The organism is Sphingobium sp. VMM (assembly GCF_056790315.1).
Genome location: NZ_JBXGSI010000025.1, coordinates 22,852 through 38,804, shown reverse-complemented (window position 1 = coordinate 38,804; position 15,953 = coordinate 22,852). Strand labels below are relative to the sequence as shown.

General features: G+C 65.9%; 17 protein-coding genes and 1 other RNA gene. 15 read left to right on the top strand and 3 right to left on the bottom strand.

Annotated features, from left to right (window positions below; translation table 11 throughout):
- Nucleotides 1–91 precede the first annotated feature (91 nt).
- A complete protein-coding gene (locus ACUCV3_RS24055) occupies nucleotides 92–436 on the top strand; it encodes a UrcA family protein (RefSeq protein WP_004207717.1) in 345 nt (114 codons plus the stop codon).
- A 164-nt stretch (nucleotides 437–600) separates the two neighbouring features.
- Nucleotides 601–1,899 carry an OprO/OprP family phosphate-selective porin gene (locus ACUCV3_RS24050; protein ID WP_482241212.1) on the top strand — a complete coding sequence of 433 codons (1,299 nt, stop codon included), beginning with the start codon at nucleotides 601–603 and terminating at the stop codon, nucleotides 1,897–1,899.
- A 163-nt stretch (nucleotides 1,900–2,062) separates the two neighbouring features.
- On the opposite strand, the gene ACUCV3_RS24045 is transcribed toward ACUCV3_RS24050, so the two are convergent.
- Nucleotides 2,063–2,812, bottom strand: a complete 750-nt coding sequence (locus ACUCV3_RS24045; protein WP_279729639.1) for a LytR/AlgR family response regulator transcription factor — start codon at nucleotides 2,810–2,812, stop codon at nucleotides 2,063–2,065.
- A 5-nt stretch (nucleotides 2,813–2,817) separates the two neighbouring features.
- Nucleotides 2,818–3,927, bottom strand: coding sequence for a sensor histidine kinase (locus ACUCV3_RS24040; RefSeq protein WP_482241211.1), 1,110 nt, complete (start codon nucleotides 3,925–3,927; stop codon nucleotides 2,818–2,820).
- A 147-nt stretch (nucleotides 3,928–4,074) separates the two neighbouring features.
- Between ACUCV3_RS24040 and ACUCV3_RS24035 the strand changes: the two genes are divergently transcribed.
- The 4 genes from ACUCV3_RS24035 (at nucleotide 4,075) to ACUCV3_RS24020 (ending at nucleotide 5,725) form a co-directional block, all read left to right on the top strand.
- Nucleotides 4,075–4,224, top strand: coding sequence for a hypothetical protein (locus ACUCV3_RS24035; protein WP_279729641.1), 150 nt, complete (start codon nucleotides 4,075–4,077; stop codon nucleotides 4,222–4,224).
- Nucleotides 4,225–4,328: 104 nt separating this feature from the next.
- Complete coding sequence (locus ACUCV3_RS24030) at nucleotides 4,329–4,580, top strand: hypothetical protein (protein WP_037507992.1); 252 nt, start codon at nucleotides 4,329–4,331, stop codon at nucleotides 4,578–4,580.
- A gap of 65 nt (nucleotides 4,581–4,645) precedes the next feature.
- Entirely contained in the window at nucleotides 4,646–5,020 is a 375-nt protein-coding gene (locus ACUCV3_RS24025) for a hypothetical protein (RefSeq protein ID WP_010335366.1), read from the top strand.
- Between the two features lie 156 nt (nucleotides 5,021–5,176).
- Entirely contained in the window at nucleotides 5,177–5,725 is a 549-nt protein-coding gene (locus ACUCV3_RS24020; protein ID WP_004207710.1) for a hypothetical protein, read from the top strand.
- A 754-nt stretch (nucleotides 5,726–6,479) separates the two neighbouring features.
- Here the strand turns inward: ACUCV3_RS24020 and ACUCV3_RS24015 are convergent.
- On the bottom strand, nucleotides 6,480–7,136 hold the full coding sequence (locus tag ACUCV3_RS24015) for an alpha/beta hydrolase (RefSeq protein WP_004207708.1): 657 nt from the start codon (nucleotides 7,134–7,136) through the stop codon (nucleotides 6,480–6,482).
- Nucleotides 7,137–7,288: 152 nt separating this feature from the next.
- Between ACUCV3_RS24015 and ACUCV3_RS24010 the strand changes: the two genes are divergently transcribed.
- The 9 genes from ACUCV3_RS24010 to lon all read left to right on the top strand — a co-directional run bounded on the left by ACUCV3_RS24010 (nucleotide 7,289) and on the right by lon (nucleotide 15,852).
- Entirely contained in the window at nucleotides 7,289–8,323 is a 1,035-nt protein-coding gene (locus tag ACUCV3_RS24010; RefSeq protein WP_482241210.1) for a cysteine desulfurase family protein, read from the top strand.
- Nucleotides 8,290–9,408 (top strand): cysteine desulfurase family protein, encoded by a 1,119-nt coding sequence (locus tag ACUCV3_RS24005; protein WP_279729643.1) that lies wholly within the window; start codon nucleotides 8,290–8,292, stop codon nucleotides 9,406–9,408. The genes ACUCV3_RS24010 and ACUCV3_RS24005 overlap by 34 nt, the downstream gene beginning before the upstream one ends.
- Before the next feature lie 19 nt (nucleotides 9,409–9,427).
- Nucleotides 9,428–9,763, top strand: coding sequence for a 2Fe-2S iron-sulfur cluster-binding protein (locus ACUCV3_RS24000; protein WP_279729644.1), 336 nt, complete (start codon nucleotides 9,428–9,430; stop codon nucleotides 9,761–9,763).
- A gap of 3 nt (nucleotides 9,764–9,766) precedes the next feature.
- On the top strand, nucleotides 9,767–10,741 hold the full coding sequence (gene blaSGM, locus ACUCV3_RS23995) for an SGM family class A beta-lactamase (protein WP_279729645.1): 975 nt from the start codon (nucleotides 9,767–9,769) through the stop codon (nucleotides 10,739–10,741).
- Nucleotides 10,742–10,809: 68 nt separating this feature from the next.
- Nucleotides 10,810–10,907, top strand: an RNA gene (gene ffs / locus ACUCV3_RS23990) — signal recognition particle sRNA small type.
- A gap of 15 nt (nucleotides 10,908–10,922) precedes the next feature.
- Nucleotides 10,923–11,342 (top strand): hypothetical protein, encoded by a 420-nt coding sequence (locus ACUCV3_RS23985; RefSeq protein ID WP_279729646.1) that lies wholly within the window; start codon nucleotides 10,923–10,925, stop codon nucleotides 11,340–11,342.
- A gap of 9 nt (nucleotides 11,343–11,351) precedes the next feature.
- Nucleotides 11,352–12,977, top strand: coding sequence for a DNA polymerase III subunit gamma/tau (locus tag ACUCV3_RS23980; RefSeq protein ID WP_279729647.1), 1,626 nt, complete (start codon nucleotides 11,352–11,354; stop codon nucleotides 12,975–12,977).
- Nucleotides 12,974–13,297 (top strand): YbaB/EbfC family nucleoid-associated protein, encoded by a 324-nt coding sequence (locus ACUCV3_RS23975; protein WP_004207701.1) that lies wholly within the window; start codon nucleotides 12,974–12,976, stop codon nucleotides 13,295–13,297. Before ACUCV3_RS23980 ends, ACUCV3_RS23975 begins: the two co-directional genes overlap by 4 nt.
- A gap of 155 nt (nucleotides 13,298–13,452) precedes the next feature.
- Nucleotides 13,453–15,852, top strand: coding sequence for an endopeptidase La (gene lon, locus ACUCV3_RS23970; RefSeq protein WP_004207700.1), 2,400 nt, complete (start codon nucleotides 13,453–13,455; stop codon nucleotides 15,850–15,852).
- Nucleotides 15,853–15,953: the final 101 nt, after the last annotated feature.

The following is a 15,953-nucleotide window of genomic DNA, read 5'->3' as shown; positions in this document are numbered from 1 at the left end:
ACAAGACCCCCGCCGAACCGTTCGCATCCGGCGCGTCGACGCCCCCTGACGACGCAGGCCGGATGCCATGACAGTTTTGAGGAGACACGCCATGTTCGCCACCGCCAAGATCATCACTGCCCTGAGTGCCGCCGCCGCCCTGCTGGCAGGTTCCGGCATCGCTTCGGCCGAGGAGTTCACGTCCAACGGCCGCACCACCGAGGTCCGCTTCGGCGACCTGGACCTCACGCGCCACGCCGACCAGCAGGAACTGCGCACCCGCATCTCCCGTGCGGCCAGTCGGGTCTGCTTTAGCACCGACATCAACACCATGAGCGCGTGCCGCGCGGCGGCGATCGCCCAGGTCGAGGCGCCGATCGCGACCGCCATCGCCCGCGCCCAGACCAACGAACGCTATGCCGATGCCAAGGATGCCCGGCCGGTGGTCGGCAACTGACGCCCATCATCCCGCCAAGGGAGGGAGAGGGCCTGGCGCGAGCCGGGCCCTTTTCGCGTTGGGATAACCGGCGCGTCCGCCCCGGCCATTCTCGGTATTTCCCCCGATAGCGGACCTCCGGATTTGCGACGATCAGAAGGGACAGGTTCAAGGGGATAATGGTCATGCGCGCGCGTCTTCCCGGCACTTCGCCCGTCATCATGGCAATGCTGATGGCCGGGGGGCTATGCGCGCCCGATGCCTGGGCGCAGAGCACGGAATCGCTCTACGAACCGATCGGCCACCATAGCGGCGGCGACGTGCATGCGGTGGACGAGACGCCGAGCTATGTCGTCCCCGATTTCGCGCCGGCCAAGCCCGCCGACCCGAACAAGGAACTGCCCTTCTTCAAGATCCGGCTGGGCCTGTCGCTGATCGGCGACTGGACCGATTTCAGCCAGGACGCGGTCAATGAAAGCCAGATCGGCCGGCAGGAGAATGAGTTTCAGGTGCGATCGGCGCGGCTCAGCCTGATCGGATCGGTCGGCGGCGATTATCGGGTGAGCTATCAGGTCAGCGGCGAATATAAGGGGTTCGACACCAACCCCGAGCAGAAATGGAAGCTGACCGACGCGTCGCTGACCTTTCCGCTGGGCAGCCGCACCAAGATGACGCTGGGCAAGACCAAGGAGACATTCTCCTACGAAATGGTAGGGGATTCGGCGAACCTGCCGCATAGCGAGCGCGTGCTGACGCCCTTTTTCACGTCGCGCAATTTCGGCGTCCGCTTCGTCCAGGTGCTGGGCGCGAACAAGGCGGCGACCTTTTCGGCGGGGGCCTACAAGGATAGCTGGGATTTCGGCAGCTCGACCGATCGTGGCTGGGACTATTCGGCGCGCATGACCGGGCTGATCTGGGACGTGCCGGACCGCAACGAGTTCCTGCATGTCGGTGTCGCCTATCGCCATGCGGCAGCGGACGGCACGATCCGCTATAGCGGCCGGGCGGAAACCAATGTCGGCGATGTCGCGATCGACACCGGGAAATTCGCGGCGCAGAGCAGCGACGGCTTTGCCGGCGAGGCGCTGCTGAATGTCGGGCCGGTGTCGTTCCTGGGCGAATATATATTGAACCGGACCAATTCGCGCGAATTTCGCGATCCGGTCTTCCATGGCTGGTATGTCACCGGCAGCTGGATATTGACCGGCGAAACCCGGCCCTATGACCGCAATGTCGGCTATGCCCGGCGCGTCATTCCCAAGGGCCGCTGGGGCGCGCCGGAACTGGTGGCGCGCTATTCGGAAATGGACCTGGACGATAGTGGCATCGAGGGCGGCCGCTTCAAGAAGACGATGCTGGGGCTCAACTGGTGGGCGACGACGCGCTGGAAATTCGGCGCGACGTGGGGCCATACTTGGCTCGATCGGTTTGGCGAGCGCGGCGAGAGCGACACGGTGCTGACCCGCATCCAGTGGATCTACTGAGCGGGTAGCGGGCGCCTGTTTTGGAAAATGCGCGGAAGAGCGCATTTTCAGTTCGGCACCGGCCCGCCCCCCCACCCGACCGCCCAGGCATTCTACCCTGATGGGTGGTCGGGTGGAGGTGCGGACCCGTCAGGACATTCCTAAAAGAACACTCAGCGCCTGATTAGCGTCCCGTCATCGCCCGTGCATTGGCGAGATAGGTGCGGCCGATGCGGATCTCGTTGCCGTCGGCCAGCGCCGCGAACCAGACGCCGCTGCCATCATGGCGCAGTCGCGCAATATGCGGGCGGCGGACGATGTGCGAGCGGTGCAGGCGGACGAACGCCTGCGGATCGAGCCGTTCCTCCAGCGAACTGATGGTCTGGTGCAGCAAATAGCTATGGGCGCCGACATGGAGGCGCATATAATCGCGCTCCGCCTCGATCCGGTCGATCTGGTCGGCGGCGATGCGGACCAGTTCGGAACGGTGCGGCACCCAGAATTCCTCGGCCCATTCGGGCGCGGGTTCGGCCGGGGCGGGCGGGGCGCCATCCTCCCCCTCGCGGCTGCGCAGCGCCTGTTCGACGCGGTCGACCGCGCGGGTCAGGCGATCATGGGCGACGGGTTTCAGCAGATAATCGACCGCGGCGAGATCGAACGCCTCGACCGCGAAGCTTTCGAAGGCGGTGACGAAGATGATCGCCGGGCGGATGCCCATCTGGCTGATCGCGCGGGCGACGCCGATGCCGTCGAGCAGCGGCATGGCGATGTCGAGCAACAGCAGGTCGGGCTTGAGCCCTTCGACCAGGCGCAGCGCCGCCTCGCCATCATTGGCGGTGCCGACCAGCGCGATGCGCGGTTCGCGCGCGCACAGCATCTGCAATCGCTCGACCGCAAGCGGCTCATCATCGACGATCATGGTGCGGATGGACATGGGCGTCAGCACCCCCGGCGGTTGAGCGGAAGGAAGAGATTGACGGCAAAGCCGCCATCGGCCTGCGGACCATAGTCGATCCGGCCCTGATCGCCAAAGCGGGCGGACAGGCGGTCGCGCACATTGGCGAGGCCGATGCCGCTGCCGCCATCGCCCGGGCTGGGCGGCTTGTCGCCATTGTCGGCGACGATGAGGTGCAGCAGGCCATGCTCCTCGCGCGCGCGGATGGTGATGGCGACCGGGCTGGAGGTGCGCGAGACGCCATATTTTATCGCATTTTCGACCAGAGGCTGGAGGATGAGGCCCGGCACGCAGGCGGTCAGCAGGTCGGCGGGAATGTCGATCCGGGTGGCCAGACGGTCGGGGAAGCGCACCGCCTCGATATCCAGATAGAGTTTCTGGAGATGGACTTCCTCCTCCAGCGGCACGTCATCGAGCGGATCGCCGGTGAGGCTGGTGCGGTAGAAATTGGAGAGCGACATGATCATCTGTTCGGCCTCGTCGCGCCGGTCCTTCATCACCAGGGAGGAGAGCGAGTTCAGCGTGTTGAACAGGAAATGCGGGTTCACCTGATAGCGCAGCGAGCGCAGTTCGGCCTGCTGCGCGGCGCGTTCGAGGCGCGCGGCACGGCGTTCGGTGCGATGCGCCTCGCTGGCATAGGAGAGGCCGAGATAGAGGCCGGCCCAGGCGGACAGGAAGAAATAGCGGCTGACGGCGTCATCGACGATATAGATCAGCGCATGGGACTGGGCCTCATATTTCTGCTGGTCCATGTCGGGAAACATACCCATCGGGTCATAGATGTTGAACACATAATAGTTGGCAACCGCCATCGCGAGCGCGAAGGGCGCGGCGAGCGAGAAGGCGGCGACGATGCGGACCGCCAGCGGCTTGGCATCGAACCGGCGTATCGCCAGATAGAGAATCCACGTCACGATGATGCCGATCAACGTCACCACGGCGCGGCGGGCCGCCATTTCGCCCTGATAGTCGAAGCCCACCACCAGCGCCCGCACGCTGATGAGGATCGCGTAGAAGAACCAGAAGCCGATGATGGAATAGAGGGCGGCGGTCGGCGAAACGCCGCGTGGCCCCTCTTCGGTGGGAAGTGTCATGGAGGATATCTACGCCAGCTTGGCGACGCTGTCGCCCCCTGCGCGCGATGCTGGTCGAAGCGGCTTGGCGGTTGGTCGAAGCGGTGGCGTGGGGAACCGATGCTGGCTCCTGTCGGTTGATCCGGCAGGAGAAAAGGAGACGCGCAGATGAGCGATACCAGGCGCGAGAGCGAGAAGAAGCTGGACGAGGCGCTGGAGGACAGCATGGACGCGTCGGACCCGCCCGCGACCAGCCGGCCAGACGATGACGGCGAACCGGTGCCGTCATCGGGATTTCCAGAAAAGCCCGAGCGCTGACCGATAGCGGACCGCGAAAATCCATGTTATTCCAGTCGGGCAAGCGCGGCCCCGACCGCCATCAGGCGTCAGGCCGGCTTCCCGCGCGAGAGGAGCAGACGACGATGCCGACTTCCACCACCCCCGCGATCGAACGCATTGCCCGCGTGCTGGCCGGGCGCCAGCTCAGCCTGAATGGCGGCGGCAAGGACCCCCATGCGGCGGGCGCGGTGGATGCGGCCTGGCCCGACCATGTCGACGATGCCTATGCGATCCTGCACACGCTGCGCGAACCCGATGCCGACATGGCGCGCGCCGGCGACGTGGCGGTGTGGCGCAGCATGATCGGCGCGGTGCTGGAGCGGCGCCCGGCCTGAGCAGGGGCGTCCCCGGAGCGAAATATTAACCCGGTCGTGGCAGGGAGCGCGCAGGAGACTGCGCCATGTACCACATCGAATTTCGCCATGATCTGAACCTGCTGGACATCAAATGGTCCAAGCTGTTCACGGCGGAGGAAGTCGCGGCCTATGCCCGCGAGTGCAAGGCCCGCTTCCTGGCCGAGGGGTTCAAGCCGGGCTATCTGCTGCGCATGGACATGAGCGCCAGCAGCGCCCAGCCGCAGGAGGCGGTCGCGTCCTTCCGCGCGAATCTGGGCGATTTTCCCAAGGCCCGGCGGATCGCCATCATCACCGGCAGCGCGATCACGCGGTTGCAGGTGAAGCGGGAAATGACGCAGCCCTATCTGCGGATATTCGATGATGCGACGGCGGGGCTGGCCTGGTTGCTGGAAGCCGAAGCGGTTGAAGCGGAGGCATAATCCTCCGTCCGTCGCATTTCACAAAAATATCATGTTGCACTGCAAAACGAAATCTGGTCCCTTGTGACAATCGGTGGGACAGGTGCCCGTTAAGCCTTTGCTAACCATGTGAGGCGCATGTTCTGCTGATCGACTTCAAGTCGGAGGGCATGAGCAATGGGCACGAGTGCAAGACCGGCGGACGGGGCCATTACCCTGGCGGAATTGCGGGAATTCGCCAGTTTCCCGTCGGCCACGCAAAGATATATTCGCAGATCGCTGGACATCGGGCTGCATCGCCGCGACGCGATGAAGCTATGGTCGCGCGACATGGTCGAGGAAGCCAGCATCCGTGCCCAGGCGCGCATCTATGGCCGGCTGGACGAGATCAAGGCGCATGTCCCCGACGATAGCGGGCTGGACCAGGTGGAGCCGTTCATGGCGCCGCTGGTGACGGTGTCCGCCTTCGACCTGGGGCAGGACCGGCTGGCGAGCTTCTCGGCCTATCGCTTCCTCTATGAGCGGCTGCTGGGGGCGGGGGCACGGCCCTGGCTGCCGGGCGCCTTTTGCGCGGCGGCGAGCCTGCCGCATCTTCATCCCGAAAAGCGCCGGCTGCTGTTGCAGTCGATCAGCGAGGCGGCGGCCACCGCGGTCGGCTGGTCCAACCGCGAGCCGACCTTCTACCCCGAATGGGTCGAGAAGGTGGACCTGTCCAAGGCCAACTGAGCTGGCCTGATCCTGCCGGCGCCCCTGGGGAGGGCGCGGGCGGGATGGCCGCTTGGCTGCTGGTCTGGCGGCGGCATTCGGCCTGTCCTTCCTCCGCCTTCTTCACGGCGCCGCGCGCATGAACCGCGCGGCGGGCGACCGTCCTCCACCATCTCTTGCTCTCGAAGAACAGGAAAATCACAGCCTTCACCGGGTGGGATTTGGGTGGGAAGCTGGCCACCTGTTTCACAGCGTCATCCCCGCGCAGGCGGGGATCCATCTCACCAGCTTCGGACCAGATGCGAGGTCAGGAGATGGATTCCCGCCTACGCGGGAATGACAAAATGGGGTGGGAACAAGACATTCCTCCCCGTCACGGGGAGGGGGACGGCTCGCGTAGCAAGTGGTGGAGGGGCACAGACCTGATAGCGCAGCGCTAAGAGGCACCTGCCCCTCCGTCAGCGCTTCGCGCTGCCACCTCCCCGTGCCGGGGAGGAATGTCCGCTTCTGGTCGAAGCCGTGGAGTAAGTGGAGGGTGCTCCTTCTGGGCGCCAGCCATCAAGGCTTCATGGCGGGGGGCTGTGGGCGTCCCGCTGCAAAAGGCCAGAGGCGGGGGCTGGAGATCACGAAGGTCAGGCTGATCGACATTCGGTTGCGGGCCGGTACTGGATGCGGCTCGGCAGATTTCCGGTCCTGGCGGCCAGGCGGATCGTGCGGGCAAAGAAAAAGGGGCTGCGCGGCGGCAGCCCCTCCATGATCCCGATCGGGCCGGTCCTCAGCGGATAGGCGAGTCCGGCGACAGGCGCATGTCGAGATAATTGTCGACCGACTTCATCAGCTGGTCCAGCTCATGCTCGAAGAAGTGGTTGGCCCCCTTGATCTCGTCATGATGGATGGTGATGCCCTTCTGGGTGCGCAGCTTGTCGACCAGCTTCTGCACCGCGCTGGCGGTCACCACTTCGTCCGCCGTGCCCTGGACGATGATGCCCGACGAGGGGCAGGGCGCCAGGAACGAGAAATCATACATGTTGGCCGGCGGCGCGACCGAGATGAAGCCGCGGATTTCCGGGCGGCGCATCAGCAGCTGCATGCCGATCCAGGCGCCGAAGGAGAAGCCGGCGATCCAGGTGGTCTGCGCTTCGGGGTGGAAGCTCTGCACCCAGTCGAGCGCCGCTGCGGCATCGCTGAGTTCACCGATGCCATTGTCGAACGTGCCCTGGCTGCGGCCGACGCCGCGGAAGTTGAAGCGCAACACGGCAAAGCCGCGCTTCACGAAGGTCTTGTAGAGCGCCTGGGTGATGCGGTCGTTCATCGTGCCGCCGCCCTGCGGATGCGGGTGCAGGATCATGGCGACCGGCGCGCGCGGGCGGGGCGGGGGGCTGAAGCGGCCTTCGAGGCGACCTTCGGGTCCGGGGAAAATGACGTCGGGCATGGCACCTGTTATGGTCTGGGCTGCCACGGGGCAGCGGGGAAAGGGTCCGTGCGCGCGCCGGGGCTTGGCCATATGGCCTTCACGCTGGCGCAGCGCGGCAATCCGCCTATATAGATGCCGCCGCCATTTCCGCAATCAATGAGTAGTTCCGCTTGGCCGCCGACCGCCTTTATCTCGATCATGCCGCGACCACCCCGATGCTGCCGCAGGCGCAGGCCGCGATGGTCGCCGCGATGGCCGGCTGGGCCAACCCGTCCAGCCCGCACAGCGACGGGCGCGCGGCGCGGGCCATGCTGGAGGATGCGCGGCGGCGGATCGCAGCGGCGCTGGGATGGGATGGCCATGTCCTCTTCACCTCCGGCGCGAGCGAGGCGATCGCCATCGCGCTGACCCGCGCCAAGGCGGCGCGAATCGTGACCTCGCCGGTCGAGCATGATGCGGTGCTGCGCGTGACCAAGGATGCTGAGCGGCTGGCGGTGGATGGCGATGGCCGGGTGCTGTTGCCGGAGCTGGCGCCGGGCAGTCTGGTCGCGATCCAGCATGTGAACAACGAAACGGGCGTGATCCAGCCACTGGCGGATTTCCGGCGCGCGGGGCTGTTGCTGTTTGCCGATTGCGCCCAGAGCGCGGGCAAGCTGGCCCTGCCCGACGCCGACATGATCGCGATCAGCGCGCACAAGTTCGGCGGGCCGCCGGGGATCGGCGCGCTGCTGATCCGCGACCTGGCGCTGGTCGAGCCGAGCGGCGGGCAGGAACAGGGCTATCGCGCCGGCACCGAAAATCTGCCGGCGATCATGGCGATGGCAGCGGCGCTGGAGGCACGGGGCGACTGGATGCCGGTGGCGGCCGCGCTGCGGGCAAGGCTGGACGCCGGGATCGAGGCGGCGGGCGGGCAGATCGTCGCGCGTGACGCGCCGCGCCTGCCGGCGATCGCCAGCTATCGCATGCCCGGCCTGTCGGCGCGGGCGCAGCTGATCCAGTTCGACCTGGCCGGCATGTCCGTGTCGGCGGGCAGCGCCTGTTCATCCGGATCGCTCAAGACCAGCCATGTGCTGGGCGCGATGGGCTGGGACGCGGCGGCGGCGGGCGAAGTGGTGCGGGTGAGTTTCGGCCCGCAGACCAGCGCGGGCGGTGTCGATCGCTTCCTGGCCACATGGACCGCCATGGCGGAGCGGGCGGGCCGGTGATCTATCTCGACTATCAGGCGACGACGCCGCTGGCGCCCGAAGCCTTCGAGGCGATGGTGCCGCTGCTGCGTGACCAGTTCGCCAATCCGCACAGCGCGCATCGCGCCGGCCGCATAGTCGCGGCGCAGGTGGAACTGGCGCGCGATGCGATCGGCCAGTTGCTGCCGCCGGGCGGCAGGCTGCTCTTTACCTCCGGCGCGACCGAGGCGCTGAACATCGCGATCCAGGGCGCGCCGGCGGGCGACATCGTCACCATCGCGACCGAACATGCCGCCGTGCTGGATACGGTGGCGGCGATGCGGCGGACGGGCCGGGCGGTGACGGTCTTGCCGGTGGATGGCGACGGGCTGGTCGATCTGGCGGCGGCGGCGCGGGCGATCGTGCCCGGGGTGGCGCTGGTCGTCGCGATGCTGGTCAATAACGAGATTGGCGTGATCCAGCCCGTCGGCGCGTTGGCGGAACTGGCCCATGGCGCGGGCGCGCTGTTCCTGTGCGACGCGGTGCAGGGCTATGGCCGGGTGCCGATCCCCGACCCGTGCGATATGGTGGCGATCAGCGCGCACAAGATTCACGGGCCCAAGGGGGTCGGCGCGCTGTGGCTGCGCGACGGCGTGAAGATCGACCCGCTGATCCATGGCGGCGGGCAGGAAGGCGGGTTGCGGTCGGGCACCTTGTCGCCTGCCTTGTGCGCCGGCTTTGGCGTGGCGGCGCGCCTGATCCGGGAGCAGGCGGAGGCCGATCAAGCGCATGTGGCGGCGCTGTCTGCGCAGGCGCGCGCACTGTTCGCCGACTGGACGCTGAACGGCAGCGCCGACGCGCGTTATCCCGGCAATCTCAACATTCGTCGCGCCGGGATCGACGGCGCGCGATTGTTGTCCGATTGCCGCAATGTGTCTTTTTCGCTCGGCAGCGCTTGCGCGAGCGGGTCCGGGCGGCCTAGCCATGTGCTGCGCGCCTTGGGTCTTTCAGACAGTCAGGCGCGCGGATCGGTGCGGATCGGCTTTGGCCGATACACGACATCGGCCGAACTGGAGGAGGCTGCGAAGGTGATTAACGGGGCGGCGACCGCACAAGCGGCGCCGTGAGCAGGGAGCATCGCATAGCATGACCATGGTCACCTTCATCAGCGCCGACGGCGAAAATCGACTGGAGGTCGATGCGCCTGCCGGGTCGGTCCTGCTGGAGGTTGCACAGGCGGCGGGTCAGCCGCTGGAAGGAACATGCGAAGGACAGATGGCCTGTTCGACCTGTCATGTCATCGTCGATGCCGCCGATTTCGACCGGCTGCCGCGCGCGAGCGAGGATGAGGAGGATATGCTGGACCTGGCCGCTGCGGCGACCCGCACCAGCCGCCTGGCCTGCCAGATCATCTTGTCCGAACAGCTGGACGCGCTGACCGTCCGTATCCCCGGTGAATTCTACAATATGCAAGGTATGTGAGCCATGGCGCTGCGCAAATCCCTCTCGCTCGCGGCGCTGACCGCCTGTCTGGTCGTGGCCCTGCCGCTGTCGGCTGCGCCCAAGAAGAAGGCACCGGCCAAGAAGGTGGAGGAGGCGCCGACCCTGCCGACATTGTTGCCGCCTGCGCCGCGCTATCTGGTGCCGCAATCCGCGCTGACCTCCGTCCGCAATCCCAAGGAGATCGAGGAGGAGACCGGCGGGCGCATGGGCATCGCGCTGGTCGATCGCGAGGGCGCGCTGATCCTGGGTTTCAACCGTGATGATCGCTTTGCCATGTGCTCGACCTTCAAGGCGCCGCTCGCGGCCGCCGTGCTGATCGGCGCGCAGGGCGGCAAGTTCGGGCTGGAGGGGGAGATTCCCTTCACCAAGGACGATATTCTCGATTACGCGCCGGTGGTGAAGAAGAACAAGAAGCGCGGCCGCATGTCGATGGCCGAACTGGCCGCGGCGGCCGTGGAGGTCAGCGACAATAGTGCCGCCAACCTGTTGCTGCCGATGCTGGGCGGGCCGGAGGGGCTGACCTCCTTCATCCGCGCCCATGGCGACAAGATCACGCGGCTCGACCGTATCGAACCCGAGTTGAACGAGAATGTCGCTGGCGATCCGCGCGACACGACCAGTCCGGCGGCGATGGCCGGGCTGATGGGGCGACTGTTGTTTCGCGACATGTCAGCGGCCGATGCCGACAGGCTGCGCGGCTGGCTCAATGCCAGCACCACCGGCGACAAAAGGATCAAGGCGGGCCTGCCCGAAGGCTGGACCTCGGGCAGCAAGACCGGCAGCTGCGGCACCGCCTATAATGACGTCGCGCTGGTGAAGTCGCCCGCGGGCGAGGAATATATATTGGCCATCTATCTCGACCGGCCGACCGTGGACGACAAGAAGGCCGAGGCGGCGATCGCCGAGGCCGCCCATTCGGCGCTGGAATTCGTCAGCAAGGCGCAGAAGAGCGGCTGAACTAGGCTTATGGCATGGCAAGGGCATGGAAGCCCTTGCCTTCCTGTCATGAGTTCGCCATATGCCCGGCCGGGAGTCGGGCGGACGTAGTCGTCGCCAACCTGGTCAGGTCCTGACGGAAGCAGCCACAACGATTTTTCTGCGGGTCGTTCCGGCTCCCACCTTTAGCACTCAGGGACATATGCTCTATTCTGAGGCATTCCAGAAATTAGGCTATCGTTTAGTGCGTCCACGGCTCGATTGGACGGCATCGAAGGACGATGGAATTTGTGTCTCTTTGTGGAAAAAAGAGATCGATTGGGAAGCGCGGCCGCTTTCTATGTCATCCCAAGTACGCAGCGGACCGCTAGAGGATTGGGTCGGACGACATGGCAACAAGTTGCGTAAAAAGCATCTGGCCGTCGCGCTGAAGGAATATGGCGGCTGGGTCGATGCCGTGATCGTGGAAGGTGAACCGGGGGCGGGCGTTGATCGCGCAGAACCTTGGAGGCCTGAAGCGCGGCAAGGATTAAAGTGGCGTGTCGTGGCGTTCGATGTTGAGACTGGGCACTTCACAGTAGAAGCTCATCAGATGCGTGACGTCGGCGTAGCTAATCTCTAGGTTGGTTTGATGTCCGATTCCCCTCAGCCCTATCGCGTGCTTGCGCGCAAATATCGTCCGCGCAACTTTCGCGAGCTGATCGGGCAGGACGCCATGGTCCAGACGCTGGGCAATGCGATCCGGCGCGGCCGCCTCGCCCATGCCTTTCTGATGACCGGCGTGCGCGGGGTCGGCAAGACGTCGACCGCGCGGCTGATCGCCAAGGCGCTGAACTGCATCGGCCCGGATGGGCAGGGCGGGCCGACGATCGACCCGTGCGGCGTGTGCGAACCCTGCATGGCGATCGCCGAGGGCCGGCATATCGACGTGGTCGAGATGGACGCCGCCAGCCATACCGGCGTCGACGATGTGCGCGAGATCATCGAGGCGGTGCGCTATGCCGCCGTGTCGGCGCGCTACAAGATCTACATCATCGACGAAGTCCATATGCTCTCGAAGAACGCGTTCAACGCGCTTCTGAAGACCTTGGAGGAGCCGCCGGCCCATGTGAAATTCCTGTTCGCCACGACCGAGGTGAACAAGGTGCCGGTGACGGTGCTGTCGCGCTGCCAGCGGTTCGACCTGCGCCGCATCCCGGCCGAGATGCTGGCCGGCCATTTCGCCCATGTGGTCGAGGCCGAACAGGTCGCGGCCGAGCCCGATGCGCTGTCGCTGATCGCGCAGGCGGCCGAGGGCTCCGCGCGTGACGGCCTGTCGATCCTGGACCAGGCGATCGCCCATGCCGAAATGGGCGAGGGCGAGCCGATGGTCACGGCCGCGCAGGTGCGCGAGATGCTGGGCCTGTCGGATCGCGGCTCGACGCGCCGGCTGCTCGGCCTGCTGCTGGAGGGCGATACCGCCACGCTGCTGGGCGGGGTGCGCGACCAATATGCGCTGGGGGTCGAGCCGCTGTCGCTGATGCGCGGCCTGCTGGAGCTGGTGCATGCCGTCACGCTGGTGAAGGCCGGGCGCGATATTGCAACGCCGGGCCAGTCCGACGAGGAGCGCGGCGCGCTGGCCGACTGGGCGTCGCAGATCGGCTTTGGCCCGCTGCATCGGCTGTGGCAGCTGATGCTCAAGGGTCATGACGAGGTGGCGACCGCCGCCTTGCCGATCGAGGCGTGCGAGATGGCGCTGCTGCGCGTGATGCATGCCGCGACCATGCCCGATCCCAGCGACCTTGCCCGGATGTTGCAGGGCGGGGTGCCGATGGCCGCGCCGGCGCTGCCGGGCCAGGCGCCCGCCGCCGCCGCGCCCGCGCAGGAACCCGCGTCCAGCCTGCCTGCCACATTCGAGGATCTGATCGAGGCCTTCTGGCAGAAGAGCAAGGGGCATCTGGCGCAGGAAATGCATGATTGCGTGGGGATCATCCGCTATGATCCGCCAATGCTGGAATATCGCGGCACGGCCAGCCTGTCGCCCGACTTCGCCACCCGGATCATCCCGGCGCTGCGCGAGGTGACCGGTGTCGCCTGGACGGTGACGCAGGGCGAGGGGGAGGCCAAGCCGACCCTGCTGGCCAATGAACAGCGCCAGCTGGCCGACAGCCGCGCCGCAATTTTGGAAACCCCGGTGGTCAAGGCGGCAATGGACGCCTTCCCCGATGCCGAGCTGGTCCATTCGGACGAGCCGGAACAATGGAGTGCCGAAGCATGAAGGATCTGAACGAAATATTGGGGATGGCCAGCCGCGTGCAGGAAGAGCTGCAGCGCGCGCAGGACAATCTGGACAAGCTGGAAGTCGAAGGCGCGGCCGGTGGCGGCCTGGTCAAGGTGAAGGCGTCGGCCAAGGGCCGCATCCTGGGCGTGTCGATCGACGACAGCCTGCTGGCGCCGTCGGAAAAGCAGATGCTGGAAGACCTTATCACCGCCGCGTTCAACGATGCGCGCAAGAAGGCGGACGAGGTCAGCAACACCGAAATGGGCAAGATGACCGCCGGCCTGCCGCTGCCGCCGGGCTTCAAGCTGCCCTTCTGAGCCGGCGCGCACTGCCGTTCCGGGGCTGCCGCTGGCGGATAAGCCCTTGTTCATCGTTGCAGCAATATGGTGATCGCTGATTGATTGACGCGACGGGCATCCCCATAAAGGCGATGAACCGCATGACGGGCCGCAAGTCCGGCCCTGGAGAGTGAATGACTACGCAATATCCCCTTCTGCCGCTGCGCGACATCGTCGTCTTCCCGCAGATGATCGTCCCGCTCTTCGTCGGTCGCGACAAGAGCGTCGCCGCGCTGGAAGCGGCGATGGAGGGCAATAAGGAAATTTTCCTGGTGTCCCAGCTGGACCCGGCCGAGGATGATCCGGGCAAGGACGCGCTGTATGACACCGGCGTGGTGTCGGTGGTGCTGCAGCTGCTCAAGCTGCCCGACGGCACGGTGCGCGTGCTGGTCGAAGGCAAGCATCGCGCCCAGCTGGCCGATCTGGCGCCGGCCGAGGCGGGCTATCTGGTCGCCGAGGTCGCGCCGGTCGAGGAGATCGTCGCCGAAGGTCCGGAAGCCGCTGCGCTGATGCGCTCGGTGGCCGAGCAGTTCGAGAATTACGCCAAGCTCAACAAGAAGCTGCCGGCCGAAACGCCGGTGCAGCTGCGCGAGATCGACGATGCCGGTCGCCTGGCCGATTCCGTTGCCGCCAACATCAACGTCAAGGTCGCCGACAAGCAGTCGCTGCTGGTCGAGCCCGATCCGGTCAAGCGGCTGGAGATGGTCTTTGCCTTCATGGAAGGCGAGCTGGGCGTGCTGCAGGTCGAGAAGAAGATCCGTGGCCGCGTGAAGCGCCAGATGGAAAAGACCCAGCGCGAATATTATCTGAACGAGCAGCTGAAAGCGATCCAGCGCGAGCTGGGCAATGGCGAGGGCGAGGAAGGCGATGAACTCGCCGAACTGGCCGACAAGATCGCCAAGGCGAAGCTGAGCAAGGAAGCCCGCGCCAAGGCGACGGCCGAGCTGAAGAAGCTCAAGGGCATGCAGCCCATGTCGGCCGAAGCGACGGTGGTGCGCAACTATCTCGACGTGCTGCTGGGCCTGCCCTGGGGCAAGAAGGGGCGGGTCAAGACCGACCTCAAGAAGGCGCAGGCGATCCTGGACGAGGATCATTTCGCGCTGGAGAAGGTCAAGGACCGGATCATCGAATATCTGGCGGTGCAGGCGCGCACCAACAAGCTGAAGGGGCCGATCCTGTGCCTCGTCGGCCCGCCGGGCGTCGGCAAGACCTCGCTGGGCCGTTCGATCGCCAAGGCGACCGGCCGCGAATTCGTGCGCCAGTCGCTGGGCGGCGTGCGCGACGAAGCCGAGATCCGGGGCCATCGCCGTACCTATATCGGATCGCTGCCGGGCAAGGTCGTGTCGAACCTGAAGAAGGCGGGCACCATGAACCCGCTGTTCCTGCTCGACGAGATCGACAAGCTGGGCCAGGATTTCCGCGGCGATCCGGCATCGGCGCTGCTGGAAGTGCTGGACCCCGAACAGAACAGCAAGTTCCAGGACCATTATCTGGAGATCGACGTCGACCTGTCCGACGTGATGTTCGTGACGACGGCCAACTCGCTGAACCTGCCGCAGCCGCTGCTCGACCGCATGGAGATCATCCGGCTCGAAGGCTATACCGAGGACGAGAAGGTCGAGATCGCCCAGCGCCATCTGGTGCCCAAGCAGATCGACGCCCACGGCCTGAAGAATGGCGAGTTCGAGGTTACCGAGGCCGCGGTGCGCGACCTGATCCGTTACTACACCCGTGAAGCCGGCGTCCGCACGCTGGAGCGGGAAGTGGCGCGTCTGGCCCGCAAGGCGCTGCGCAAGATCCTGGAAGGCGCGTTCGACAAGGTCGAGATCACGCCCGAAAACCTGGCCGACTATGCCGGCGTGCGGAAATTCCGTCACGGCGTGGGCGAGGAAGAGAATCAGATCGGCGCCGTCACCGGCCTGGCCTGGACCGAGGTGGGCGGCGAACTGCTGACGATCGAGGCGGTCACCGTGCCCGGGAAGGGTCTCATCAAAACGACCGGCAAGCTGGGCGAGGTGATGAACGAATCGGTGCAGGCCGCCTTCTCCTATGTGAAGGCGCGCTCGCCCGGCTATGGCATCAAGCCGAGCCTGTTCAACCGCAAGGACATCCATATCCACCTGCCCGAGGGCGCGGTGCCCAAGGATGGTCCGTCGGCCGGTATCGGCATGGTCACGACCATCGTGTCGACCTTGACCGGCATTCCCGTCCACAAGGATGTGGCGATGACCGGCGAGGTGACGCTGCGCGGCCGGGTGCTGCCGATCGGCGGCCTCAAGGAGAAGCTTCTCGCGGCGCTGCGTGGCGGCATCAAGACGGTGCTGATCCCGCAGGAAAACGAGAAAGACCTAGCGGAAATTCCGGCCAACATCCGCGAGGGGCTGGAGATTGTTCCGGTGTCCCATGTCGACGAGGTGCTGGCGCGCGCGCTGGTGTCCAAGCCCGAAGCGATCACCTGGACCGAGGAAGATGATCTGGCCGCGCAGCCCAGCGCCGGCCAGGGGCGCGACGGCGATCCCGCTATCCGTCACTAAAAGCCCGGTTTTCGGCGCGTTTATGCCCATGGGGGCAAAAACGCGCCGACGCCGGCTTTTTTGACGCTTTCCCTTTGACACCGCTTGAAAGCTGGGCCTTA